23 protein-coding genes are annotated in these 26,366 nt (G+C 57.9%); 19 read left to right on the top strand and 4 right to left on the bottom strand.

The features are described from left to right. The 3 genes from pheT (at position 1) to H2O17_RS06715 (ending at position 4,079) form a co-directional block, all read left to right on the top strand. Positions 1-2,571 (top strand): phenylalanine--tRNA ligase subunit beta, encoded by a 2,571-nt coding sequence (pheT, locus tag H2O17_RS06725; protein ID WP_182048992.1) that lies wholly within the window; start codon positions 1-3, stop codon positions 2,569-2,571. 91 nt (positions 2,572-2,662) lie between these two features. Beyond that, positions 2,663-3,469 carry an SDR family NAD(P)-dependent oxidoreductase gene (locus H2O17_RS06720; RefSeq protein ID WP_182048991.1) on the top strand — a complete coding sequence of 269 codons (807 nt, stop codon included), beginning with the start codon at positions 2,663-2,665 and terminating at the stop codon, positions 3,467-3,469. Positions 3,470-3,497: 28 nt separating this feature from the next. Further along, positions 3,498-4,079: an NADPH-dependent FMN reductase gene (locus tag H2O17_RS06715; RefSeq protein ID WP_182048990.1), complete on the top strand. Its 582-nt coding sequence runs from the start codon at positions 3,498-3,500 to the stop codon at positions 4,077-4,079. Positions 4,080-4,262: 183 nt separating this feature from the next. On the opposite strand, the gene H2O17_RS06710 is transcribed toward H2O17_RS06715, so the two are convergent. From H2O17_RS06710 to H2O17_RS06695, 4 genes are all read right to left on the bottom strand, one after another. Beyond that, positions 4,263-4,487: a YbdD/YjiX family protein gene (locus tag H2O17_RS06710; protein ID WP_182048989.1), complete on the bottom strand. Its 225-nt coding sequence runs from the start codon at positions 4,485-4,487 to the stop codon at positions 4,263-4,265. A 29-nt stretch (positions 4,488-4,516) separates the two neighbouring features. After that, positions 4,517-6,907: a carbon starvation CstA family protein gene (locus H2O17_RS06705; RefSeq protein ID WP_182048988.1), complete on the bottom strand. Its 2,391-nt coding sequence runs from the start codon at positions 6,905-6,907 to the stop codon at positions 4,517-4,519. Between the two features lie 413 nt (positions 6,908-7,320). After that, positions 7,321-9,264 (bottom strand): DEAD/DEAH box helicase, encoded by a 1,944-nt coding sequence (locus H2O17_RS06700; RefSeq protein ID WP_182048987.1) that lies wholly within the window; start codon positions 9,262-9,264, stop codon positions 7,321-7,323. A gap of 192 nt (positions 9,265-9,456) precedes the next feature. Further along, positions 9,457-10,884 (bottom strand): MFS transporter, encoded by a 1,428-nt coding sequence (locus H2O17_RS06695; RefSeq protein ID WP_182048986.1) that lies wholly within the window; start codon positions 10,882-10,884, stop codon positions 9,457-9,459. Positions 10,885-11,207: 323 nt separating this feature from the next. On the opposite strand from H2O17_RS06695, the gene aspS reads away from it, so the two are divergent. From aspS to pyrR, 16 genes are all read left to right on the top strand, one after another. Beyond that, positions 11,208-13,019 (top strand): aspartate--tRNA ligase, encoded by a 1,812-nt coding sequence (aspS, locus tag H2O17_RS06690; protein ID WP_182048985.1) that lies wholly within the window; start codon positions 11,208-11,210, stop codon positions 13,017-13,019. Between the two features lie 89 nt (positions 13,020-13,108). Continuing rightward, on the top strand, positions 13,109-13,849 hold the full coding sequence (locus H2O17_RS06685) for a GNAT family N-acetyltransferase (protein WP_182048984.1): 741 nt from the start codon (positions 13,109-13,111) through the stop codon (positions 13,847-13,849). A 28-nt stretch (positions 13,850-13,877) separates the two neighbouring features. Then, a complete protein-coding gene (locus H2O17_RS06680) occupies positions 13,878-15,218 on the top strand; it encodes a replication-associated recombination protein A (protein WP_182048983.1) in 1,341 nt (446 codons plus the stop codon). A gap of 135 nt (positions 15,219-15,353) precedes the next feature. After that, positions 15,354-15,974 carry a 30S ribosomal protein S4 gene (gene rpsD, locus H2O17_RS06675; protein ID WP_182048982.1) on the top strand — a complete coding sequence of 207 codons (621 nt, stop codon included), beginning with the start codon at positions 15,354-15,356 and terminating at the stop codon, positions 15,972-15,974. 54 nt (positions 15,975-16,028) lie between these two features. Continuing rightward, positions 16,029-16,421: a DUF948 domain-containing protein gene (locus tag H2O17_RS06670; protein WP_182048981.1), complete on the top strand. Its 393-nt coding sequence runs from the start codon at positions 16,029-16,031 to the stop codon at positions 16,419-16,421. Positions 16,422-16,536: 115 nt separating this feature from the next. Next, positions 16,537-19,203 carry an alanine--tRNA ligase gene (gene alaS / locus H2O17_RS06665; RefSeq protein ID WP_182048980.1) on the top strand — a complete coding sequence of 889 codons (2,667 nt, stop codon included), beginning with the start codon at positions 16,537-16,539 and terminating at the stop codon, positions 19,201-19,203. Continuing rightward, positions 19,200-19,670 (top strand): Holliday junction resolvase RuvX, encoded by a 471-nt coding sequence (gene ruvX, locus H2O17_RS06660; protein ID WP_182048979.1) that lies wholly within the window; start codon positions 19,200-19,202, stop codon positions 19,668-19,670. The genes alaS and ruvX overlap by 4 nt, the downstream gene beginning before the upstream one ends. 2 nt (positions 19,671-19,672) lie before the next feature. Further along, positions 19,673-20,806 carry an endolytic transglycosylase MltG gene (mltG, locus tag H2O17_RS06655; protein WP_182048978.1) on the top strand — a complete coding sequence of 378 codons (1,134 nt, stop codon included), beginning with the start codon at positions 19,673-19,675 and terminating at the stop codon, positions 20,804-20,806. After that, positions 20,779-21,459, top strand: a complete 681-nt coding sequence (locus tag H2O17_RS06650) for a hypothetical protein (RefSeq protein WP_182048977.1) — start codon at positions 20,779-20,781, stop codon at positions 21,457-21,459. The genes mltG and H2O17_RS06650 overlap by 28 nt, the downstream gene beginning before the upstream one ends. Before the next feature lie 69 nt (positions 21,460-21,528). Then, positions 21,529-22,056: a prepilin peptidase gene (locus H2O17_RS06645; protein ID WP_182048976.1), complete on the top strand. Its 528-nt coding sequence runs from the start codon at positions 21,529-21,531 to the stop codon at positions 22,054-22,056. A gap of 67 nt (positions 22,057-22,123) precedes the next feature. Next, entirely contained in the window at positions 22,124-23,335 is a 1,212-nt protein-coding gene (gene aroC, locus H2O17_RS06640) for a chorismate synthase (RefSeq protein WP_182048975.1), read from the top strand. Continuing rightward, positions 23,332-23,901 (top strand): shikimate kinase, encoded by a 570-nt coding sequence (locus H2O17_RS06635; protein WP_182048974.1) that lies wholly within the window; start codon positions 23,332-23,334, stop codon positions 23,899-23,901. Before aroC ends, H2O17_RS06635 begins: the two co-directional genes overlap by 4 nt. Next, positions 23,898-24,449 (top strand): shikimate kinase, encoded by a 552-nt coding sequence (locus H2O17_RS06630; RefSeq protein WP_182048973.1) that lies wholly within the window; start codon positions 23,898-23,900, stop codon positions 24,447-24,449. The genes H2O17_RS06635 and H2O17_RS06630 overlap by 4 nt, the downstream gene beginning before the upstream one ends. Before the next feature lie 173 nt (positions 24,450-24,622). Continuing rightward, positions 24,623-25,186: an elongation factor P gene (gene efp, locus H2O17_RS06625; protein WP_182048972.1), complete on the top strand. Its 564-nt coding sequence runs from the start codon at positions 24,623-24,625 to the stop codon at positions 25,184-25,186. Then, positions 25,186-25,698: a transcription antitermination factor NusB gene (gene nusB / locus H2O17_RS06620; RefSeq protein ID WP_182048971.1), complete on the top strand. Its 513-nt coding sequence runs from the start codon at positions 25,186-25,188 to the stop codon at positions 25,696-25,698. The genes efp and nusB overlap by 1 nt, the downstream gene beginning before the upstream one ends. Before the next feature lie 118 nt (positions 25,699-25,816). Continuing rightward, on the top strand, positions 25,817-26,365 hold the full coding sequence (gene pyrR / locus H2O17_RS06615; RefSeq protein ID WP_182048970.1) for a bifunctional pyr operon transcriptional regulator/uracil phosphoribosyltransferase PyrR: 549 nt from the start codon (positions 25,817-25,819) through the stop codon (positions 26,363-26,365). Position 26,366: the final 1 nt, after the last annotated feature.

Here is a 26,366-nt window from a genome sequence, read left to right as displayed (position 1 = left end):
ATGCCACTCATCCCAATTGAATGGCTCGCCACTCATGTGGAGGTTCCAGCGGACCTGACTGCGGCCCAACTCGCGGCAGACTTGGTCAAGGTTGGTCTTGAGGAAGAAGAGATCCACAAGGCGGACGTGACAGGGCCCGTCGTCGTCGGCCATGTGCTCACGCGCGAAGCGAAAGAACAAAGCAACGGCAAGGTAATCAACTATTGCCGCGTGGACGTGGGGATTCACAACGATGAACCAGGCACAGGCAAAGAGAAGAGTGACCTAGCTTCGCGCGGAATCATCTGCGGCGCCCACAACTTCGAGGCCGGCGACTACGTGGTGGTCTCTCTGCCCGGCGCAGTTCTTCCTGGCGGCTTTGCTATCGCTGCGCGCAAGACCTACGGTCACGTCTCAGATGGCATGATCTGTTCCGCGCTCGAACTGGGCATCGGGAAAGACCACAATGGCATCATCGTTCTGGCGAAGGCCGACGACGACGCCGCGATCGCCGCACTTCCGCCCGTTGGTTCTGATGCTCTCGGATTGCTTGGCATTGCGGGGGAGACGCTCGAAATCAACATCACGCCTGATCGGGGATACTGCTTCTCGATGCGTGGAGTTGCGCGCGAGTATCACCATTCCACCGGCGCCAAGTTCACGGATCCCTGTGGACCAGACGTGGTTGTCCCGGCTGCCACCAGCGATGCATTTCCGGTCGTGGTAGAGGATGATGCTCCCATTCATGGTCGGGTTGGGTGCGATCGGTTCGTGACCCGCATCGTGCGCGGTGTTGATCCAAACGTGCAATCTCCACGATGGATGCAGGATCGGTTGACCCAAGCAGGTATGCGCCCGATCTCGCTGGCAGTGGACGCCACCAACTATGTCATGTTGGACCTCGGCCAACCGCTTCACGCCTACGACTTGGACAAGGTTGAAGGTCCGATAGTGGTGCGGCGCGCGCGGGAGGGCGAGCGCCTTGTGACACTCGATGAGGTGGAACGGACGCTGGATCCAGAAGATCTCCTCATTACTGACAGCGCTGGGGGCCACGCCAACCGTGTGCTCGGTTTGGCGGGAACCATGGGCGGTCTTGATACGGAAATCACGGCCGGCACAGTCAACGTTCTGATTGAAGCGGCGCACTTCGACCCCATTTCGGTGGCACGCCAAGCACGCCGCCACAAGTTGCCCAGCGAGGCGGCCAAGCGTTTCGAACGCGAAGTTGATCCGCTCATTGCTCCGATTGCGGCACAAGCCGTTGTGGACTTGCTTGTGGAGTTCGGTGGGGGAGAAGCCGGCGCGGAGGTTGGCGATCTCAACGCCGTGAGCCTTCCTACGGCGCAGGACTTCCATGTATCCGAAGTTGCTAGGCTCACCGGGCTTGATGTCCCGGAAGATCAGACCAAGGCAATCCTTGAAGATATCGGTTGCACGGTGGAAGGCTCCGGCGCTGTTCTTTCGGTTACTCCGCCAACGTGGCGTCCCGACTTGGTGGGCCCAGCTCACTTCGTGGAGGAAATCGCCCGGCTGGTTGGATACGACCAGATTCCCACAGTCGTACCACGTGCTGTGGCTGGGCGTGGCCTCACACTGGCTCAGCGTGAGCTCCGCGACGTTATGCAGACATTTGCTGAGACCGGTTGGGTACAGGTGTTGTCTTACCCGTTCGTATCGGCTTCCGCATTCGACAAGCAGGGAATTGCACCAGACGATGTGCGACGCACGGCAATTAGGCTTGCGAATCCACTCCAGGAGGACGCGCCCTACCTACGCACGTCCGTGCTGGATAGCTTGTTGGACATCGCGCGGCTGAATATTGCTCGGGCCAACCAAACGCTCGCGATTGTCGAATCTTCGCTGCTATCTCATCCTGCGGGAATCCATTCCGCGGTGGCCCCAGGCGTTGGTGCACGCCCAACAGATGGTGAAATAGCCGAAGTCATGAGCGCAGTTCCAGCTCAACCGCAGCATATCGCGGGTGTGGCTACTGGGCCGATGATCGCCCCCACATACGGATTCGAGCCGCAGGCGTGGGACTGGCGTGACGCAGTTGACGCAGCTTTCAGCGTGGGAAGAAGCGTTGGGCTTGGGTTGCGCGCAGCCAAAGCAGAGTACGCGCCGTATCACCCAGGGAGGTGCGCCCAGATCCTCGCTGGTGAAACGGTAGTGGGGTATGCGGGCGAACTGGCCCCGGCTGTGTGCAAAGCGTTTGAACTGCCGGTGCGTACCGTCGCCTTCGAAGTGGATGCTCATGCCATCTTCGCTGCCCGTGGCGATGCGCCCATCTCTGTGAATCCCGTCTTAACCAGCCCGGTGGCAAAAGAGGACCTCGCCTTGGTGGTAGACCTTCGCGTGACGGCTGCTGAACTTGAGGACGTAGTTCGCACGGCGGCGGGTCCACTCCTTGAAGACATCAGGCTCTTCGATGTGTACACGGGTGAACAGGTCCCTGACGGTAAGAAGTCGTTAGCCTTCGCACTGAGGCTGCGTGGCGATCACACGCTGACGGCCGATGAAACGGCCGGGATCAGGAAGAAGATTATCAAGCAGACTCACAAGCTGTTTGGTGCGCAGCTCAGGGCGTGAGCCAAAGGAACGCGGTTCGGTTGAAAAACCGAACCGCGTTTCCACATATAGAACCATTGCCAGCTTGTGGTGACCAACGGAGGCAGTCAACATGAATACAGATCAGCAGGCGGGGATACCGGCGAACCGAATTCTCATCACGGGTGCGTCTCGTGGCATCGGGGCCTATATCGCTGAGGGCTTGGCAAACTCATCGCGCACGCTCATTTTGGTTGCCCGAAAGGCGAGCCACCTCGATCCCGTCGCATCCGCTTGCGAGACGGCCGGCGCGGATGTGTGCATCCTCGGATGCGATTTGTCCAAACGCGAGTCAATTGCGCAGATGATCAAAGTGGTGCTATCAGATGGTGCACCGGACATGATCGTGAACTGCGCCGGTGTATCTGGCCAAGAGGTTGCCCCGTGGGAGAGCGATCCTGACCAGTGGTGGCAGACGCAACTCGTTAATCTGCGAGCGCCTTACCTCATCCAACGTTGGCTGGTTCCAACCATGCTCGAACGTGGCGGAGGGCGAATCTTGGATCTTTCGTCTGGCGCTGCGGTCACCGATTTCGAAACCAGTTCGGACTACTGGACATCCAAGACAGCCTTGTTCCGGCTGGGATCAAGCATGCATGTTGCAGGATTCGAACGTGGATTGCGGGTCTTAGAAATGGCACCGGGCGTGGTGCAGACCGACATGACGCGGCACATGAAGATGCACGAAGGCCGTACGCAGTGGACTGATCCAGAAGACGTTGTGGCGATTGCTAGCGCATTTGCTGATGGAAAGCTGGATGGGCTTTCGGGAGCATTCGTCCGTGCTGGTGTTGACTCATTGGGTAGTCTGATAGAAAAGTCGATCGCTGGAATCGGAGGCGATGAACGGCGGTTGCGAGTCACGCCATGGGCTAAGTGATTTGCTGGTGGCAGGAAGGAAGGCAACCATGCGAATCGGTGTGGTGATTGGTTCCGTACGTGAGGGTCGCAAGGGTGTGCAGGTCGGTGCGTGGATTGCGGGTCTAGCACGTCAGAGCATCGCTGGCGAAGTGGAGATCCTTGACCTTAAGGCCTTCGACCTGCCCGTCTACCATGACGCTGTGCTGCCCAGCGCTGCTCACAAGGTCTACTCTGACCCTAGAGTGACGAGGTGGAGTGAGGCTGTTGACGGCTGTGACGGCTTCATTTTTGTCACAGCCGAATACAACCACGGTATTCCCGGTGCCTTTAAGAATGCATTCGATTTGCTGGGGCCTGAATGGCTGCGCAAGCCCGTTGCTTTTGTTTCCTACGGTGCTGATTCGGGTGTGAGGGCCGTGGAACAGTGGCGTCCCGTGGTGGCAGCTTTGCAGATGTTTGGCGTTAGAGCTCAGGTTTCGGCATCAACCTTCGCCGAGTTCACGGACGGCAAGTTCACCCCGAACGACCGTCGCAAGGCGCAGGCTGAAACGTTGTTGACCCAGTTGACTCGAGCAATTCGCGCTGTGGAGTTGCTGCGGGAGGATGACGCTCGGCGCACGGGCCAGTAATACGTGCGGCCACCGAGCAATACCTGTGGCCATAAGGTTCCATGCAGCACGCACTGCGAACCATGTCATGTGGAACGCGAATGGCCCGGTTTGGCCGCCAAGTCAGCGAAGTCAGCCAAGCTGTGAACTGAAGGCGACAGAGTGGTGGCTCCGCAGAAAACCCTGCGGAGCCACCACTCTGTGTCAGCAGCATCCAGATTGGACGTTCTCCTCGTTGAACGTGTCACGAGAACGCCAGAACTCCCGTTGCGTTAACGGTTGTTTGTCAGGGTGCACGCGGTTGTGGCGCGTCAGGTAGTTCTCATAGGCGGCGTCGCCCATGACTTGCCCGATGTACCAGTTAACCTGACGCGCAGTTCGGATAACGCTGTGAACCAACCGGTGCACTGACTGATGTTGCGTGCTCATATTGACGGTTCCCTTAACGAAATCGAGCTTCAGTGACCGTTGGACTTGGCTGAGTGCCCCGGAATCAGCGCGGGGTCTCCAACGGTCTCATACTCGGCCACGAGGCGCTTTTCTAGAGGTGTGGGGAAGAGTTGTGACGGTGCGTAGTAGTTCGACTCTTGGAACTCATCTTCAGATGAACCGAAGGACTTCGTCCGCAGAGTCTGAACTACCCGCACGATAGCCGCAATCACGATCGAGGCCACCAGAAGGACAAAGATGATGGACATTGTTCCCTGGATAAATGTATTGCGAATAATCGCATCCTGGATAGCAATGGCATCGGCGTCCGTCAGCGTCTCACGTAGAGCGCGAGCATCGCGCCACTGCTGCCAGTAGCCAAGCGCCGGGTCCGTTGAGAATATCTTCTGGTATGAAGCCGTGAAGGTTGTGGTCAGATCCCACACGAACGGAATGAGTGGAATCCACACGTACTTGACATACCCCTTTCGGATGACCACGACCGTACACAGAAGCAGCGCGATAGCCGCAATCAGTTGGTTTGCGATTCCAAAGAGGGGGTACAGCGTCTGGATACCACCACGCGGATCTGTGACTCCCATGAGAAGCAAAGAACCCCATGACGCCACAACGACTGCGGTGGTAAGCCAAGAACCCATGCGCCAGCTTGGGTCGCGGAACTTCGGAATGAGGTTGCCAATTGCGTCACCAAGTTGGAAGCGAGATACTCGGGTCACGGCATCCACTGCGGATAGAATAAACAGCGCTTCAAACATGATGGCGAAGTGATACCAGAAGCCCATCATGGCCTTGCCGCCTGCGAATTGATGCATGATATTGGCAATACCCACAGCGAGAGTCGGTGCACCACCGGTACGAGAAACAACGGATGGTTCGCCGACGTCGTCGGCCACCGCGCGGATGGCCTCCGCTCCATTAACCGTAACAAGGTTGCCATCGGCATCGTGGGTTTCCCATTCGATAACGGGCTGGTTGCCGCTTGTATCAGACACGCCAAGGTTATTGATCGCTGCAGCGGCCACCTCAGCCTGGCTCTGGTAGTACTCTTCCGTGCCAGGTTCGCCTGTTATCTCAACTCCTGCCACCTTCTGCATCGATGCGGCAGACATATTCATGGAGAAATAGACGCCCTGATTGAGCGAAACCGCGGCCGCCAGAGCCATGATCGCAACGAATGACTCCATCAGCATGCCACCGTAGCCGATCATTCGGACCTGGGATTCCTTCTGAATCATCTTCGGAGTGGTTCCGGAAGAAACGGTGGCGTGCATACCGGAAAGTGCGCCGCACGCAATCGTAATGAAAAGGAATGGGAATAGAGTGCCGGCGAAGACCGGGCCGTCGGTGTTTGATGCAAACTCAGTAACTGCGGGCATTTGCACAATGGGACGCACCACGATAATGCCAACGGCAAGTACCGCGATCGTGCCGACCTTCATAAATGTGGAGAGGTAATCGCGTGGCGTCAGAAGCAGCCACACCGGTAGCACTGCTGCAAAAAAACCATAGATAACCATGCACCACACGAGGGCAGTGGGAGACAGATGGAAGAAATCTGAGAGTGTGGGGTTCTCAGCGACCCAGCGGCCACCGATGATGGCACCGATGAGAAGCGCGAATCCAACTAGGGAGACACGTGTGATGTTTCCCGGTTGGACGAAACGTAGCCAAAGGCCCATACCGATTGCGATCGGAATAGTGCATGCCACTGCGAAAACGCCCCATGGGCTCTCGGCAAGTGCGTTCACGCAAATCATCGCGAGCACAGCAAGCACAATCATGAGCATCACGAATACCGCGACGGTTGCAATTATGCCGCCGACTTTTCCGATCTCATCGATCGCCATCTGGCCAAGTGAGCGGCCACCGCGACGCGTCGAGAAGAACAGAATGAGCATGTCTTGCACTGCTCCGGCCAATATGACGCCAACGATGATCCAAATTGTGCCGGGTAGGTATCCCATTTGCGATGCAAGTACTGGACCGACTAGGGGGCCCGCACCAGCGATGGCTGCAAAGTGATGCCCGTAGAGCACAACGCGATTGGTGGGATCGAAATCCTTGCCGTTGTTAATGCGCTCTGACGGCGTTGCGTTGGCATCGTTGGGACGCATGATCTTGCGCTGGATATAGAGCGCATAGAATCGATACGCAATGGCGTAGGAACATACTGAGGTAATGACAAACCATATGGAGTTGACCGATTCGCCACGCATGATTGCGAGAACGGTCCACCCGATTCCTCCGGCCAACGCAATGCCAATCCATATGAGGATCTTCCACCACGTCCAGTGGGTGTGTGGTTTGGTCCCTACCGGAACACCCTGCTTGTTTCGAATGACATATTTTTCTTCATCTGGAGAGATTGCGGTTTCCTCGTCCAGTCTTGTTTCAGCCATAGGTGTGTACCCTTCTGAACAACGGCGGCCATTCTCCGCCTTCGGGGAGCCTCACTTCGTTGTAAGACCGGCTATATTGTATCCATCAAGATTGCACTTATGAGTGCAAATGGTCGCAATTGATCGAAGATCTTCTCTGTGCGATACTTTTTTGTTTACCCACTCGATACTGGATCTGTGTTTGAGCTGTCTGCCGCTCAGAGCTTCTGATTGCGCCTCAACTTCACCAGTTAATCAAGGTATGGTGGAATCCGAGTCGTTCCTTGTACACAGGAAATTTGCTGGGCAAACAGGTGCTTGCTCGGCCACACGATGACGGCGATGTCGTGTGTAGATTATTGGTTGAATGGAAGCCCGATATACGCACATCGGCCCTGCAACATGCTGCAGGGCCGATGTGTTGATGTCAGACTTTAGCGGAAATCGCGGCGTCCGCCACGGCGGTCATCGCGGCCGTAGCGGTCATCGCGGGAACGTCCAGATCCGTGCCTCTCATCGCGTGAGAAGCCACGCTCGGAGCGGCGGTCATCGCGGTATCGACGATCGCGGTCACCAATATTGCGCTTACCGCGGCCAGCTTGATCGCCACCACCAGAACGGAATCCACGGCGATCCTCGCCATCACGTCCGTGGCGTTCGCCCGGCCCACTGTCTTCTGAAATACGCAGCTCACGGCCAGAGACACGTGCCTCGGAAATACGCTGGCGAGCATCAGCTGACAGTGGTACGCCGATCTCCACCAAAGAGAAAGTGGGGAAGATATCGATATGACCGAGGTCAGAACCTCGCAGGCCGCCTTCATTGGTGAGGGCGCCGACAATCGCTCCTGGCTTGACGCGGTCCTTGTGACCAACTTCTACGCGGTAGCGCGTGGAGTGCTCAAGGCTGGAACGCTGCTTGCGTTCACGTCCGGGGCCGCGATCGCGGTCACGACGATCGGAACGGTCGTCCATATCCACGGTGAGCTTCTCCGGCTCTTCGCCGGCCACAGGACCTGGATCACGAACGCCGAGTGCCATGAGGGAGAGAAGCAGATCCTCGCGACTCATGGGGTTCTCAGACTCAGCTGCAGAAGCCTCAAGACCTTCAATCACCTCGCGGTAGACCTGAAGTCGGCCGATCTCAAAACGAGCCTTTGCGCGCTCAACAAGTCGTTCTGCGCGAAGTTTGGATACGGCTGCAGGAGTGGGAAGCTCCACCTGCTCCGTGTGTGAGTTGGTCTGCTTTTCGATTCGGCGAAGGCGTGAACGCTCCTTCGGAGTAACGAAGGTCAGTGCCTCGCCGGAACGCCCAGCGCGGCCGGTGCGACCAATGCGGTGGACATATGTGTCTGTTTCGCGCGGAACGTCGAAATTGACAACCAGGCCGATGCGCTCGACGTCCAAGCCGCGGGCGGCAACGTCTGTTGCCACCAGAACATCAAGCGAGCCATCGCGGAGGCGCTGAACGAGCTTTTCGCGATCGCGCTGCGCCACGTCGCCTGACAGGGCGGAGGCTGCCACGCCACGAACGGAGAGCTCAATGGCCAGATCCTCAGCTGTGGCGCGAGTGCGCACAAAGACCAGTGCGGCATCGGCGTCGGTAACAGCAAGAACTCGGGCGAGTGCACCAATCTTGTGACGTTCGGGCACAACAGCAAATGTCTGGTGGACGGTCGAAACCGTGGACGCCGGACGTGAGATGGTTACCTCGACGGGATCGGAAAGGTACTGGTCTGCGATCCGGCGAATCTCGCGTGGCATTGTCGCGGAGAAGAGTGCGGAGACTCGTTCCGTTGGAAGCTTGCTAGCGATCGTCTCGACGTCGTCGGCAAAACCCATGCGGAGCATTTCGTCAGCTTCGTCAAGAACGAAGTAGGAAACATCCTCAAGCTTGAGGGCGCCACGATCCATGAGGTCCATGATTCTTCCTGGCGTGCCAACAACTACCTGTGCGCCGCGTTCAAGTGCGCGAAGCTGAGGCGTGTAAGAAGATCCTCCGTAAACGGCAACGATGCTGACGTTGCGAGTATGAGAGGCGAAAGATTCCATCGCCTCAGCGCCTTGCATCGCAAGTTCGCGAGTTGGCGCAAGCACGAGCGCCTGCACACGGTGACGTTCCGGATCAATGTGAGCCAGTAGCGGGAGGCCAAAAGCGGCAGTCTTTCCCGTTCCGGTCTGAGCAACGCCGACGACGTCGCGCCGATCCATCAGCGGCGGAATCGCCTTTGCTTGGATCGCGGTTGGGTTCACATAACCCATGTCGGTGATGGCCTGAAGAATATCTTCAGGAAGATTGAGGTGAGCAAACGTTTCGTCACTGGAGTTGACGTCGTTCGATCGATTCTCTGCCGCGTTGGACGCGGTGAATTCAGACATATATATCCTGTGTTCTTCTGCATGGGAGCAGATGGATGGCCAGCGCGCGCTACACAAACCTCAAACGGAAACACTGCGCGCCTGCCGTACACACTTCCACACGGCAGAGAGCTGGGGGCGCTATCGCGCCTAAAGAAGCTTAATGGCATCTCACCGTATTCGATAGGGCGCACACGGTGAGATGCCACACCGCTAGGAATCAGAAGCTTGCCTCTGACTGGTGATGGCGAGCTGTTCGGCTTCCTGAGATCCCGGATGAGGCTGTACCCGGAATGCGATCACCACGGCAATTAGGGTCACACCGGCCATGAGTCCGAACGCTCCCATAAAGGCATGCGCGGTGTCAGGCAGAAGCAACGCATGCACAATTCCTGCGATCGCGACGCAGAATGCTGCGCCAAGGTTATCTGCCAACTGAATGCTCGCAGATGTGGAACCCTGACGTTGTGGTGGCGTCATCGCCAGACTGTGTACTGAAAGGGCAGGGAAGGCTAGTCCGATTCCAAAGCCAGACAAGGTCCACCCCATGATCACCACAACACCTGAGATACCGGGGATGGAGCCAAGGCACGCGATTGCAATACCGACGAGCTGCAGAAAAGTACCTGCAGCAGGTAGGAATGTGCGCTGGTGCTGCGAGCGCACCCGAGCTTGGACGCTCGAACCGAGAGCCCACGTTACGGAACCAACCGTCAGGATGAGACCGGCCTGAGCAGGACTCCATCCGTGAACATCTTGGAGGAGAAGTGGAAGGAATGCCTCAACCCCGAGGAAGGCTCCGTTGATGAGGCCGCGCAAGAGAACTGTGGAGGCGAGGCCGCGGCGCGAAATGAAGGTGCCGCGCGGAAGAAGGGGCTTGATAAACACAAAAGCGAGAATTGAAGAAATGACGATCGCCGTATACGTCAGTGGCGTGAAGCCTCCGGATTCGGTGCCCGACATCACCTGAAGAACGGCAAGTGATATGCCTGTGGCACATGCGCACAGCACTGTGGTACGAATCCGTGACGTGTCTGATGGGGATTGCGAATGCGGAATGCGCCGGGTGGTTGTGACCAAGATAGGAGCAGCGAACAGGAGAAGCGCTGGCACGATTCCGAACACGAGGCGCCATGACGTGTTCTCCACCAGAATGCCCGCAATTGCTGGGCCAATGAGCCCGGGGACCACCCACGCGGCCGCGAATGCGGCGAAGAATGCGGGTTGGCGCATCGGCCGAACGTTGTTGCCAATCAACGCATAGATCGGCACGATGCACAGTCCGGCACCAAGTCCTTGCACAGCTCGCCCAACCACAAAGATGACCATCGTTGGTGAGAACGTGGCGATGACCAGGCCGCTCACAAAACCTGCTAAACCGATGTACAGGCAGGATTGTGGACTGACGGAATCCGACCATGGCCCCGCAATCGCGGTGGTCATAAGCTGTGTGGCCAAGGGAACACCCATTGCGAGGGCATACAGATTCGCGCCGTCCAGAGCTGTGACAACAGTGGGCATAGCCGTCGCAACCGCTAGAGCTTCAAATGCGATGAGGGAGATTAATCCCACCGAAAGCCACAAGAGAACCCGCTCTGACTTGGCAGAAAGGAACTCGCGCGAACCTTGTTGTGTACTCACCTGCATCCAATCTCCCTTCGTGGCCGCGTTGTGGCGCGGTTGTAGTTTGTGGCCGCGTTGTGGCGCGGTTGTAGTTTGTGACCGCGTTGTGGCGAGCCCTTCCAGGAAAGCCGAATGCGTGCTCCAACGCTGAACACCCCAGCTACTGTTGCAGATTCGCGGGTCATTCACTAGTTCGCGCGATGTGATGCTATGCGCCATTGCGGTGCTGAGATGGGATGGCGTTGTGATGGTGGATAATATTGGGGTGGCTACCGCTCGTCTAGCGGGGTCCGTAACCCGCTCGTCTCGCGGGTGAACTGAACAGAGAAAAGAGGTATCGCGTGCTTCGCACACGAACTGCAGGATCACTTCGTGCAGCTGACATCGGCTCCACAGTGACACTCACCGGATGGGTTGATCGCCGTCGCGATCACGGAGGCATCGCCTTCATCGATTTGCGCGACGCTTCTGGAATTGCCCAAGTCACAATCCGTGAAGAGGTCGCCCACGAACTGCGTAATGAGTACTGCATCAAGGTGACCGGTGTTGTTCGGGAACGCCCCGAAGGCAACGCAAACGCGGCACTCGCTACTGGCGAGATCGAAGTTGAAGCTGACTCCATCGATATCCTCAATCCCAGTGCAGCGCTTCCATTCCAGGTTTCAGACCACGCTGAGGAATCGGGCCAGGTGGGCGAAGAGGTTCGTCTCAAGTACCGCTATCTCGATCTGCGCCGCAGCTCTGAGCAGCATGCGATCCGCCTGCGTTCCAAGGTGAGCCAAGCAGCGCGTCGCGTGCTTGATTCGCATGATTTCGTTGAAATTGAGACGCCGACTCTCACACACTCCACGCCTGAAGGTGCACGCGATTTCGTGGTGCCAGCCCGCCTGAATCCTGGCACCTGGTACGCCCTGCCACAGTCACCACAGCTCTTCAAGCAGTTGCTCATGGTTGCTGGTATGGAGCGTTACTACCAGATCGCTCGGTGCTACCGCGACGAGGATTTCCGTGCGGACCGTCAGCCTGAGTTCACCCAGTTGGACGTCGAGATGTCCTTCGTTGATCAAGATGATGTCATGGCCGTTGCTGAAGACATCCTGAAGAACGTCTGGTCACTTATCGGATACGAGCTGACCACCCCGATCCCGCGCATGACGTTCAAGGATGCGATGGAACGTTTTGGTTCAGACAAGCCTGATCTGCGCTTTGGCTATGAACTCGTTGATCTGACAGAGTACTTTGCCAACACACCATTCCGCGTGTTCCAGAACCCGTATGTGGGCGGCGTCGTTATGCCTGGCGGAGCGTCCCAACCTCGCCGTACGTTCGACAAGTGGCAAGAATGGGCAAAGGCACGCGGTGCGCACGGATTGGCCTACGTGACGATCTCTGAAGACGGCACGCTGGGTGGACCTGTTGCTAAGAACATCTCCGAATCTGAGAGAGCCGGGCTTGCTGCCAAGACCGGTGCGAAGCCCGGAGACTGCATCTTCTTCGCTGCCGGTGAGCCAACCGCTTCTCGCGAACTGCTGGGCGCTGCGCGTCTGGAGATTGGCAAGCGTTGCGGACTCATCGATCCCGATGCATGGGCATTCACATGGGTGGTTGATGCACCGCTCTTCAAGCCGTCTGGTGTTGCAAAAGCTGAAGGCGACGTCGCATTGGGGCAATCGGCATGGACCGCAGTGCACCATGCATTCACGTCACCAAAGCCGGAGTGGTTGGATAGCTTTGATACGGATCCGGGCAATGCGCTGGCCTATGCATACGACATCGTGTGCAATGGCAATGAAATCGGCGGAGGATCCATCCGTATTCATCGCCGTGACGTCCAAGAGCGCGTCTTTAAGGTGATGGGCATTTCGGCTGAGGAAGCTCAGGAGCAGTTCGGCTTCCTGCTGAATGCTTTCCGGTTCGGCGCACCTCCTCACGGCGGCATCGCTTTTGGTTGGGACCGTATCGTGGCTCTGCTCACGAAGGCGCCATCGATTCGCGACGTCATTGCGTTCCCGAAGATCGGAAACGGTTGGGACCCTCTCACCGATGCACCGGCACCCATTACGGCCGCACAACGCAAGGAAGCTGGCGTCGATGCGAAACCAAAGAAGAGGCCAGAGGCAACACCTGAGAGCCAGGAGATCGTAGCGCAGTGACGCAAATCGATGCGAAGGCATCGACGCTTCGACGTGTTGGGGGTGGGTCTGCCTATTGGCGGGCCCACCTCGCCGAATGGAGCGAGCCGATGCAAGCCGGACGGGTTCTACTTGATGTGTGCGAACCGGATGTTGGTGTAGTGCTTGTAGATATGCGTGGAGTTGAAAGGGATTTCGCAAGCGAGGATTTCTCAGCCGAATCCAACGTGACACTTTTTGCCCATGGTGACGGCCCGCGCATCGCAGAGGTTCTTGAGCAGCATTATGTGCACAATCCGCGCCCGGACTTTGCGATGGTGAGTCGTGGACTCTCCGAGTACCTTTCACAAGAAGTGTCGGCATGGTTACCTCGCAACTGGGGCAACTCATGGGATTTCTTCTGGACAGATGTTCCGTTGGCCGAAGTCCCCATGACTGGCGAAATAGTAGCGTTGTCACGTGAGGAAGCGTTGGATGAGATCCCCGCGTTCCTTGCCCAAGCTAATCCCACTTCGGAAGCCGCCGACGACGTCGCCGGATATCGTTGGTGGGTCGTGCGGGACGCGACTGGCCACATTGCTTCGACAGTTGGAGTGGCGGACGTGCCCATGTCTGATGGTATGAGCCGGGCATATTTGGCCGGATTAGGCACGCATCCACGCGAACGTGGGCACGGCCACGCTGCTGCTCTCATGGCGGCTGTCACCAACATCGAACTGCGCGACCACGATCTGGTCACCTTTGGCATGTGGGGATGGAACGATACGGCGCGCCGGTTGTACGGACGTCTCGGATTCATGAATGGCGGCCGCCAAGTGGTCGTTAGTGATTCGACTCTGCAATACAGCTGATTTCTCAACACGTCCTAAACTGGACAGCATGGATCTCTTTGAGAACGTTGGCACGGATGATTCGGGTGTTCCCACATTCGAACGTGGCCCTCTCGCTGTACGCATGCGTCCCCGCACGGTGGACGAACTGGTGGGGCAGGACCACTTGCTCGGAGCGGGTTCTCCTCTGCGCAGACTTCTCGAACCGGATGGATCGGTGCCGTCGTCGGTCTTTCTGTGGGGTCCTCCAGGTACAGGCAAAACTACTCTTGCCTACCTCATTGCGCGCTCGGGTGATCGCCACTTCGAAGAACTCTCAGCGGTTTCAGCAGGTGTAAAGGAACTGCGCGCGGTCATCGCTTCGGCCAAGCATCGGTTGGCCGCAAACGGAACTGAAACTATTTTGTTCATCGACGAGGTGCACCGTTTTTCCAAGACTCAACAGGATGCGCTCCTACCGGCAGTCGAAAACGGGTGGGTGATCCTCGTTGCGGCCACAACGGAGAACCCAGCGTTCTCTGTTGTCTCACCTTTGCTCTCACGGTCGCTGCTCATCACGCTGAAGGGTTTGACCGATAAGGGTATTGAGACTCTCATCGAACGGGCACTCACAGATTCGCGGGGGCTAGATAACAAGTTTGAGATCGACGACGACGCCCGTGAGAACCTTATCCGGCTTTCGGGCCAAGATGGGCGGCGCTCGCTCACCCTGCTTGAGGCCTGCGCCGATGGTGCCAGATTGCGCGGATCTGCCACGATCTCGCTCACTGACGTCTCGCAAGCGGCTGACGGGGCCACGGTGCGATACGACAGATCGGGCGAGGACCACTATGACGTTATCTCCGCTTTCATCAAATCCATTCGCGGCTCCCATGTGGACGGGGCGATTCACTATCTTGCTCGCATGCTTGAGGCAGGCGAGGATCCGCGCTTCATCGCTCGGCGCTTGATGATTTCGGCCGCCGAGGATGTTGGACTAGCTGATCCGTCCGCGCTGCAAACAGCCACCGCAGCGGCACAGGCCGTTGCTCTGGTAGGAATGCCTGAGGCGCGGATCATCTTGGCGGAGGCAACCGTCCATCTGGCTACCGCGCCCAAGTCGAATCGCGCCTACGCCGCTATCAACCAAGCAACTGCTGATGTGCGCGCTGGCAAGCCTGGCCCAGTTCCATTGCAGCTGAGAAATGATAGCTTTCGAGGTGCCCAAGAACTGGGGTACGCACAGGGCTACCAGTATGCGCACGACTTCCCTGAGGGTGTGGCACCGATGGAGTTCATGCCGGAGGGACTTGAGAATACCCAGTACTACCAGCCAACAGAGCGCGGTTACGAAGCGAACATCACACGCAGGCTCGCGCACATCCGCTCGATACTATCTAGCGAAGGCTGATAGTCTTACACAGTTGTCCATTCGGGCACCGTGGTTTCCTGTTTGGGAAGTTACGCAGCACCCTGGGGTCTTAGCCGTTTGAGTTGGCCCCGCAGCTGGTTCTCCAGCTGTGCATTGATATTCGACAGGAGAGAAATGTCTGCTAACCGTACACGTAAGCAGGTGCGTCAGTCGCGCGCACTCGGCATTGCACTGACCCCTAAGGCTGAGCGCTACATGCAGCGCCGCCCATACCGTCCTGGTGAGCACGGCCGTGGCCGCACCAAGGATTCCGATTACTCGGTCCGTCTGAAGGAAAAGCAGCGTCTGCGCGCCCAGTACGGCATTCGCGAGAAGCAGATGCGCCGCGTGTGGGATGAAGCTCGTCGCTCCGAAGGTCTGGCCGGCGAAAACCTCGTCGAGCTGCTCGAAATGCGTCTGGACGCGCTCGTGCTCCGTGCAGGCTTTGCCCGCACCACAGCGCAGGCACGCCAGATCGTGACTCACCGTCACATCGTGGTTGATGGCCGTATCGTTGATCGTCCATCCTTCCGCGTCAAGCCGGGTCAGGTTGTTCAGGTGAAGGCCCGCTCGCAGGCTTCCCCGTCGTTCTTGTCTGCTGCTGGTGGCGCCCACCGCGATGTTCTTCCCAAGGTCCCAGAGTACTTGGATGTGGAACTCGAGAAGCTTCGCTTCACCCTCGTGCGCCGCCCGAAGCGCGCTGAGGTTCCAGTGACGTGCGACGTTCAGATGGTCGTCGAGCACTACTCGCGCTAAATCGATATACGAGAACGCGCCCTTCGGGGCGCGTTCTTGCTACCCGGAGGAACAGTGGATATTTCACTCGGACAGATCGCCGGGCTCATTGCGGCCCTTGCCTTCCTTGCGCTCGTCATTGCACTTATCCGCCCGATCGGCAAGCTTTCGAAAGTACTCGATCGCTTGGCAGCCACAGTGGAAGAGTTGACACAGCACACTCTTCCAGCCATCGATGAGGCCGCGAAGACGGTCCGTGACGTCAACGGTCAGGTCGAACGGCTCGATTCCATTACTTCGGCGGCGGCCCGTACCACCGAAGATATTTCTGCCATGACTACATTGGTCACCTCAACGGTGTCTGCGCCATTCTTGGCGGTTCGGCGTGGTGCTGAAAAGGTGAAGTCGTCGTTCTCACGGCAGTCACCTGAGGCTGAATCCGATGCCGCTTCATCGGCCCGTGACTAATTCGTTGGCCCGTTGCCTGCGCCCGGTTCGGCGGGCTAGCGCGACACAAAGCTTTTGCGCGGCACTCTAGCCGCTTGGTTTGACATGGCCCGAGTGGGTCAGGAGAAGGAAAACAATGCGTACCGCTGAGATCCGCCAGCGTTGGCTCGACTACTTCGAGAAGAACGGGCATCACATCGCCCCGTCCGTCCCACTCGTTTCGCCGGACCCGTCAATCCTGTTCACGATTGCAGGTATGGTCCCATTCATTCCTTACATCGTGGGAACTGAACCTGCTCCTTACCCGCGCATCGCATCCGTCCAGAAGTGCATCCGCACCAATGACATTGAGAACGTTGGCAGGACCACGCGTCACGGCACGTTTTTTCAGATGTGCGGCAACTTCTCCTTTGGCGATTACTTCAAGGAAGGCGCCATCGATCTCGCGTGGGGTCTGTTGACAGCGTCTGTGGCTGAAGGTGGCTACGGCTTGGATGGTGACCGCATCTGGGTCACTATCTGGGACCAAGACGAGGTGAGCTACAACGCGTGGACCAAGACCATTGGTTTGGATCCGAAGCACGTTGTGCGGCTGACGCGCGATCAGATTTTCTGGTCCACAGGACAGCCTGGCCCTGCAGGTCCGTGCGCCGAGATCCATTACGACCGCGGCCCGGAGTTCGGGCCCGACGCCGTAGGCGGCACAGTTGATCCTGGCGGCGACCGCTACTTGGAGATCTGGAACCTAGTTTTTGATCAGTACCTGCGCGGTGAGGGCGAAGGTAAGAACTTCCCTCTGCTTGGCGATTTGGACCAGACAGCCATTGACACGGGCGCTGGCCTTGAGCGCATCGCTTTCCTGCTTCAGGACAAAGCGAACATGTATGAAACTGATCAGGTGTTCCCGGTCATTGCTACCACGGAGCAGCTTTCCGGCAAGGCTTATGGCGCCAACAGCGACGACGACGTCCGTATGCGCGTAATCGCCGATCACATCCGTTCATCAATGATGCTTATTGGCGACGGCGTTCGCCCTGGTAACGATGGTCGTGGCTACGTACTTCGCCGGCTACTGCGCCGCGCCGTACGATCCGTTCGTCTCCTTGGAGTCGACGACGTCGTCGTCCCAGCTCTCATCACAGCGTCGAAGGACGCCATGAAAGAGTCCTACCCTGAGCTGGAGGCTGGTTTCGACCAAATCCTCCAGGTGGCAAGTGAGGAAGAAGAGGCGTTCCGCCGTACGCTGGTGGCTGGAACCCAGATCTTCGACCTGGCGGTCTCAAAGGCCAAGAACTCCACTCTGACCGGTAAAGATGCATTCACACTGCACGATACCTACGGCTTCCCGATCGATCTGACTCTCGAGATGGCCGAAGAAAAGGGCATCAGTGTGGACGAGAAGGGCTTCCGCTCCCTCATGCAGGAGCAGAAGGATCGGGCCCGTGCCGATGCGCAGGCGAAGAAGTCTGGACATGTGGATGCCCATGTGTACCACGAGATTCTTGGCGCGCAGGGTGGCCCCACCCAGTTCCTTGGCTATACCGATTCGACCGCTGAGGCAAAGGTCGTGGCATTGCTGCAGAACGGAGTTCCCGTTCCTGCGGCGACTGCTCCAGCAGAAGTCGATGTGGTTTTGGATCAGACTCCTTTCTACGCCGAGATGGGTGGGCAGCTGGCTGATCGCGGCACCATCTCCGTCTCGGGTGGTGGGTTGGTGGACGTACAAGACGTTCAGGCACCGGTCAAGGGTCTGCATGTTCATCGCGGTACCCTTACGGAGGGCACAATCGCCTTGGGCGACAAGGTTGCTGCGTCCATAGATACGGACCGCCGGGTGCAGATTGCCCGTGCGCACACCTCCACACACATGGTGCACAAGGCGCTTCACGAATTCCTTGGGGAACAAGCAACTCAGGCTGGTTCTGAGGATGCGCCTTCACGGTTGCGTTTCGATTTCAGGCACGGCTCTCAGATCCCAACTGACGTGATGTCCGGGATCGAGGCGCGAGTCAACGAGCGCCTGCAGGAAAACCTTGCGGTCACGGATGAGTTGATGACTATCGATGACGCCCGCAAGACTGGCGCCATGGCGTTGTTTGGCGAAAAGTACGGCAAGATTGTACGCGTGGTTTCGATCGGCGACGAATGGTCGAAGGAACTGTGTGCTGGCACGCACGTCTCTGACACCGGCGAAATCGGTTTGGTGACACTCCTTGGTGAGGCATCCATCGGTTCGGGCGTGCGCCGCATCGACGCATTGGTTGGTGAAGGCGCCTACAACAAGGGTGCAGTAGAGCGGGCATTGGTTTCTCAGCTTTCCCAGATGGTGGGGGCGCGTTCTGAGGAACTTCCCGATCGTATTGAGGCGCTGCTCGGACGCTTAAAGTGCGCCGAAAAGGAGATCACAAACCTCCGCCGTGACAAGCTCCTTTCGGGCGTTGCTGGCGTACTCAACTCGGTCCATTCGGTGGGTCGCATCAAGGTCTACATTGACAACCTCGGTGAGGTTGCCAGCCAAGATGATGTGCGCATGATGGCAACCGAGATTCGCGGCCGGATCTCTGATTCCGAACCTGCAGTTGTGATCGCCACTGGGGTGGTTAAGGACCGTCCGGCGATCGTGGTGGCTACCACATCGGCCGCACGTGATTCCGGTGTCAAGGCTGGGATGCTGACAAAGCTCGCATCGAGGATTCTTGGCGGTGGCGGTGGCGGCAAAGATGACATCGCACAAGGTGGTGGCACTGATGCAACAAAGATCATTGCGGCCGAAGCAGCCATCGATTCAGAATTGGACAAATGAGGCGAGGCAAGCGTCTTGCTATAGACGTAGGTGAAGCTCGCGTCGGGGTCGCGATGTGTGACCCCGACGCGATCCTCGCGACTCCTGTCACGACGTTGACGCGCAATGGTTCAGACATCCGCAAAGCTCTGCGTATTGCGCGTGAGCAAGAGGTTATGGAAGTCATCGTGGGACTTCCTTTGAACATGGATGGCACGGAAGGTATATCGGCGCGCCATGCTCGGCATTGGGCAGACCTATTTGCCAAGAGAATCGATCCAGTTCCCGTGAGGATGGTGGACGAGCGGCTTTCGAGTGTGACAGCTCACACGCAATTGTCACAATCCGGACTCAACTCGCGACGGCATCGCAGTGTTGTGGACCAAGCGGCAGCTATCGTTATCTTGGAAACCGCGCTGGAAATTGAGCGCAGGACGGGTGAAGCCCCAGGTGAGTTGGTGCCGGTCCCGTCTCATGACGAAAGGTAACGATGAGCGACCTGTTCGATGAAATGGGTGGCACGGATCAGCCAGGCTCCAGGCGAGACAGGCGAGCCCACGCCCCACGTGAGGTGAAGGCCTCTCGCCGGAAGCATCGTGTGCGCACGGCATTTATCACCGGGTTCCTCATGATGATTCTCTCTGCAGCTGCAGTGGTGGTTGTGCCGAACTTCTTATCAGTGGATCGTGGGGTTTCTGACTATCCGGGGCCGGGTACCGGCTCTGTCACCGTCACAGTTCCTGAAGGCGCAACCGGGCGAGAGATCGCATCGATTCTCAAAGACGCCGACGTCGTCGCAACAACGAGTTCATTCATAGATGCGTACAATGCAGATCCACGCGCTTCAAGTATCCAGCCGGGCACATTTACGTTGAAGCTGCAGATGTCTGCCGCCGGGGCAGTGACCGCTCTGCTGGATCCTGCCAACAAAGCAAACATCACGGTGACCATTCCCGAAGGTTTCACAACATGGCAGGTGTATGACAGGCTTGCGTCAGCGCTTTCCGTTGATTCCTCTGATGTTGAAGAAGCCGCAGCGGGTGATATTGGTTTGCCCGCTGAAGCAGACGGCCAACCAGAAGGTTGGTACGCACCGCTGACCTACACGTTCGAACCCGACGTGACTGCCGCTGAGGCGTTGTCTGAGATGGTCTCTTCGCGTATCTCACAGCTCGAAGAGCTTTCTGTGGATCGATCTGATTGGCAGTCGCTTCTCATCAAGGCATCCATCATTGAACGCGAGGGCAATTCGACTGACTTTGCGCAGGTGGCGAGGGTCATTGAGAATCGGCTCGTGGATTCAACCGAAGTCAACGGTTACCTTCAAATGGACTCCACGGTTCTCTACGGTCTCGGAAAGACCGGTGGCGTGCCAACCTCGGATGAGCTTGCCGAGGACACTCCATTCAACACGTACCTTCATAAGGGCTTGCCCCCGACGCCGATTGGTTCAGCGGGATTGGATGCACTTGATGCAGCCGTTAATCCAGCTGAAGGCGACTGGCTGTACTTCGTCACCGTGAATCTCGATACGGGTGAGACGAAGTTTGCCGCCACGCTGGCAGAGCACAACGAGAATGTTCAGGAGTTTCGGGAATGGCTCGAGAAGAATCCGCAGAGCTGATCCTTTTCGCTGGCGGTCTAGGTGCCTATGACATCGATCTTCTTCGTGCCGGTTCCTCGGCCAGAATAGAGCCGTTGTCAGGTTCGCTGAATGAGGCCATTGGTGCACACACTCCCAATACGCTCGGAATCGTTATTGCACCCGAGGATGGCGTGGCGGCTATGAAGGCATGCCACTTGTCCGATGGCCTGGCGCGCGCAGTGGGCAGTGTGGATTCCATCGGCTTCTCGCGCAATCTACCTGGGGCGTATGGCTTCTTGGCGCTAGTAGGCGGGATTGTGGAGGCAGTCAGAGAGGCTGCAGGTCGCCGGTACATCTCTGGAAACGCTCACATCGAGGCGGCAGGTCCGCTTGCGTGGTCTGCCTTGGCGGCTCTAACGCAATTGCGAGTAACCGGTATTGATGCTGGGGGAGACCCGTTCAGCGGAGCTGTGGCGCATCGGTTGGGCATTGAGTTGGAGCGCACACATGTGGCGGATCTGGTCGTCTCTAATGATGAACGCGGCCTGACGCTGACCTGTGATTCTTTTGTGGTTGAACCAGCGCAAGTTGCCCTACACACGGCTGCCGCACAGCTGCGGTTGTTCACTTCTAGAGAGCCCGATGTGGCCGAGATGCGACGAGTGTTCCACAGGCACGCGCGGCGCGGATGAGGTGCGGAAGGTCTGTCTCACCTGGGGATTGCTAGGCACGGATGAGCCGCGCCTTTCTACCATCTCAGTGTGAACGATCAACTGTGGTCAAAGGCTCGGCTTACCCGCAATTCCATGAGCATTCCTGCTTTAGTGGGAATAGGCCTTGGAGGTTACGCGTGCGCACGATTGAGTGGCGTTGCGGGAGTGTTGGGTGCATGTGTGGTTGGTGCGCTGTGCGCTGCAGCGGCCGTTGACTGGTTAACACGCATTCTCCCTGATCCGTTGCTCTTGATCGCATATACATTCGCATTGGGCGCATCATCATCGGGCTCTGAGCTTCTTCATGGAGTTGCCACTGGTTTAGGTGGTCTTCTACTCGGACACTTGCTCCATCGCGGCTGGGGAGTGGGGTTGGGAGACGCAAAACTCCTCGGTGTTCTTGGCCTGTGGCTCGGAGAACCTTCTGCGCTTCTCGGTGCTCTTGTGGCCGCTTCACTGGCTTTGGGCCTGCACTCGTTTCTCATGCAGGCATTTCGCGGCATTGACCCGCGTGCACCTGTGCCACTTGGGCCATGGCTGCTTGGAGGAGCATGGCTGGTTGCCGCCCTCATATAGGCGATCGTGCGCGCCCACACTGTGGCCGCTTGGACCTACCCCGCGGGCGCGTGACAGAATCAGAACCATGTTTCGCTGGAGTACTGCAGGAGAATCTCATGGCCGCGCGTTGGTTGCCCTTGTAGAAGGCGTGCCCGCAGGGTTAGCTTTCTCGACAGAGGACCTCCGCTCGGCGTTAGCCCGCCGTAGGAAAGGGTATGGCCGGGGCGCCCGCCAAGCGTTTGAGCAGGACGTCTGCACGATTCTCACGGGAGTGCGCCACGGGAGCACGCTGGGTTCGCCTATTGCGATGGAGATTGGGAATTCGGAATGGCCGAAGTGGGAGACAGTGATGTCTCCAGATCCTGTGGATCCCGATGCTCTCAAGATTGACGCGGGTACCGGAGATGAGCGCGAAGTGGCACGGAATCGCCCGCTTACTGCTCCGCGCCCGGGGCACGCCGATCTGGTGGGCATGAACAAGTTTGGTTTTGACGATGCGCGTCCAGTTTTGGAGCGCGCATCAGCTCGTGAGACCGCGGCACGGGTCGCGTTGGGGGCACTGGCCAGTGCTATCAACGCGCAGGTTGCTGGGATAACAGTGATCTCCCACGTGGTGAGAATCGGCAGCGCAGTTGATCGCTCCGGGTATGTTCCAGTACCTGAAGATGCCGCAGCCTTGGACCGCTCTGCCGTGCGTTGCTTGGCGCCAGAATATGAGGCTGCAATGATCGCAGAGATTGATGCAGCGAAGAAGGCGGGGGACACCTTGGGAGGTGTGGCCGAGGTCTTGATCTACGGAGTCCCGCAAGGCCTCGGAAGCTACACCACTCCACTCTCCAGATTGGACGCCAAGTTTGCTGGTGCACTTATGTCTATTCAATCCGTCAAGGGCGTTGAGGTTGGCGATGGATTTGAGACTGCAGCGCGCCTGGGAAGCGAGGCACATGATGAGATCGTGCGTACCGAGGGGCGCGTCAGGCGCTTGACCAATCGGGCTGGCGGCATTGAAGGTGGTATGTCCAATGGTGAACCGATTCGTCTCAGCATCGCCTTCAAACCAATCTCCACGGTACCGCGAGCGCTGCGCACTATCGACGTGACCACCGGGGAGCCAGCTATGGCACTTCACCAGCGATCAGACACCACTGCCGTGGTGCCAGGCGCAGTGGTTGCGGAAGCCATGGCCGCGCTCGTCGTCGCCGAAGAACTCATTGAAAAACTCGGTGGTGACGCGGTTTCCCAGATGCGGGCAAACCTTGCCGCTTACCTTGACTCCATTCCGGAGGTGCGGCGATGAGCGTCAAAGCGGTCTTTGTGGGTATGCCGGGTTCGGGGAAGACCACCGTTGGTCGGCTTGTGGCGCAGTCACTTGGAGTGGAGTTTGCTGACAGCGATGAGCTCATCGAGCGAACTGCTGGGCGCACAGTGCCAGAGATTTTCGCCGACTCGGGTGAACGAGGATTCCGCAAGATTGAAGCCGAGGTTATCGCCACGGCACTCGAAGACTTCGACGGCGTGCTTTCGCTTGGAGGCGGCGCGATACTCACGGAATCTACCCGCGGTGTACTGCTCGGCCACCCTGTATTCCTTATTGATGTTCGCGAAGAGGAACTGGTGCGCCGTCTAGTTCACTCCTCCACAGTGCGTCCGTTGGTGCAACACGATCCGGTGCGGCAAGTCGCCGAACTTCATGCTGCACGAGGATCTCTGTATCGCCAAGTCGCCACGCACACCGTTGCGTCAGACTCTGGACCGGTCGTGGGCGTGGTCCGGCGAGTTCTCGACCTCATGGGGCATCCTGAGGTCGTGGCGGCCACGGGGAAGAAGAAACACACATCGCATGCGAAGGGAGAGACGTTGTGAGTCTCATCGTGCTCATCGGCCCCGCGGGAGCCTGCGTGCCGGAAGTCGCCGCCGCCCTTTCGCATGACTTAGGTATTCCGTGTGCAATCACAGACGAGGTCATCGAACAGATCGCTGCAACAACGCCTTCAGACATCTCATTGGATAAGGGCGAAGACACCCTCCGCGAGCTTGAACGCGAGGTGTCCTTGGCACTTCTTCGAGATGTGACCGCAAGCAGTGAGCGAATTCTGGCGCTCGGATCGGGATGCCTTGGAAACTCCTTGAGTGATGGCTGTTTTCTCCCCGTGCGCGAAGCACTAGCAGAACTCGCACAGGCAGGCGCTTTAGTAGTGTGGTTGACGGGAGACTTGACTACTTTGGTTAAGCGCACTGGCCTTGGCGGCCCGCGCATGGCCGCAGTTGCCTCACCCCGAAAGATCTTCTACAACCAACTGGCAGCTCGTGAACCTGTGTACCTGAGCGCTTCAACTACCTCAATTGACACCTCTGGATTGGACCTTGAGGCAGTCGTTTCGCGCGTCACAGCGGTTGTGACGGCCCAGTAGCGACGTGTCTCACGGACGATGGAGTGCCCGCGAGCTGTGAAATCGCGGTATTCTTTAGGACGGCAAGAGACCGCGTAGGTAGCTTCGTCCCATGATGATGGTTGAGGTGGTACCCGTGCGCGGCCCGAATTGTGGCGCCGTAGCGGCGTCATTCGATACAGAACGGAACCCGCGTGGCAACCACAAATGATCTGAAGAATGGCATGGTCCTACGGATCGATAACCAGCTCTGGAGCATCGTCGAATTCCAGCACGTCAAGCCTGGTAAGGGACCGGCCTTTGTACGCACCAAGATGAAGAACGTGCTTTCCGGCAAGATTATCGACCGCACCCTTAATGCTGGCGTCAAGGTTGAGACTGCTACGGTGGATCGCCGTGACATGCAGTACCTCTACAACGATGGCTCCGATTTCATTTTCATGGATCTGGAGACCTACGAGCAGGTGCTTGTCAGCCCCGAGACCGTTGGAGATGCCGCCAACTTCCTTCTTGAGAACCAAGAGGTCATCATTGCGTCGAACGAGGGCACAGTGCTCTTCGTTGAGCTTCCGGCTTCCGTAGTGCTCGAGATTACGTACACAGAACCTGGCCTCCAGGGTGATCGCTCGAACGCAGGCACCAAGCCCGCAACTGTTCAGACGGGTTACGAGATTCAGGTCCCGCTATTCCTCAACCAAGGAGACAAAGTCAAGGTTGACACCCGCACTGGCGACTACGTCTCACGCGTAACCGACTGATGGCGAAAAAGAAGAGAACTTCACGCTCCGTTGAGCGTCACCGCGCTCTTGACGTGGTGTTTGAGGCCGATGAGAAGGGCTACCTGTACGAGGATGGCCTTCTGCGCCTACTAGCCGATCGCAGAGTCGTCTCTACGGCGCAGGTTCCGATTCGAGAGTTCGGCACGGAACTGGTTGAGGCGTACGCCAGCAATCTGGATAACGTGGACACATTGATCGAAGCGGCCAGTGAGGATTGGGCCCTATCACGCATGAATGTGGTGGACCGCTCTATCCTTCGTCTGGCAGCTGCGGAGATGATGTTCATCGGTACCGGACGCGCTTTGGTTGTTTCTGAATGGGCAGATCTGGCCCGCGAGCTTTCAACAGATCGCTCGGTTGGATTTGTGATGGGTGTGCTCAATCGAGTCGCGGACATCCGAATGACAGAAACAGGTAAGGCTACCCAAGAGGAGCTTCCTGAGGTGTCCACCGCTGAGCCGGATCCGGACGTTGCTGGAGCAGACAGCTAAACTGATGAAGTGGGAGCCGGAGCATTCCGAGCTCCCACTTCTGCAGACAAGTGAATAGATCGAAGCCTTATGGCTTCGTCCTTTAAACCCCGTCCTGAGAGGCGGGAAAGGAGATTAGGTGTTAGAGGCAAATCGCTCTCGTTCAGTGATGGAAGCAGATGACATTTCGCGGTCGCTGCGCCGGATTGCCCACGAAATACTCGAGCGCAACAAGGGACCAGAAGATATCGTTCTGCTCGGCATTCCCACTCGTGGAGTGCCGCTCGCGAAACGACTCCAGTCCATGCTTGCGGAAGCTGGAAACTGCCCCGCAGTTCCGCTGGGAATTCTGGACATAACGATGTACCGCGACGATCTGGCGGCCCAACCCACTCGAGCTCCGCGTCCCACATCGATTCCGGAGGGCGGGATCAACGATAAGGTTGTCGTTCTGGTCGACGACGTCCTCTACTCGGGTCGCACCATTCGTTCCGCGCTTGAGGCTATCTCAGACATCGGCCGCCCGCGCGCCGTTCAACTCGCGGTGCTGGTGGATCGTGGCCATCGGGAGCTACCTATTCGCGCTGATTATGTGGGGAAGAACCTGCCGACTTCACGTAGTGAACGGGTATGGGTGAACCTTCAGGAATCCGATGGCGCTGATGCTGTTCGGATTGAGGAGGCCTGAT

It is taken from the genome of Changpingibacter yushuensis, from assembly GCF_014041995.1.
In the GTDB taxonomy this organism is placed as follows: Bacteria; Actinomycetota; Actinomycetes; order Actinomycetales; family Actinomycetaceae; genus Changpingibacter; species Changpingibacter yushuensis.
The sequence above is the reverse complement of the archived record's forward strand: the minus strand, read 5'-3'. Positions and strand labels throughout refer to the sequence as shown.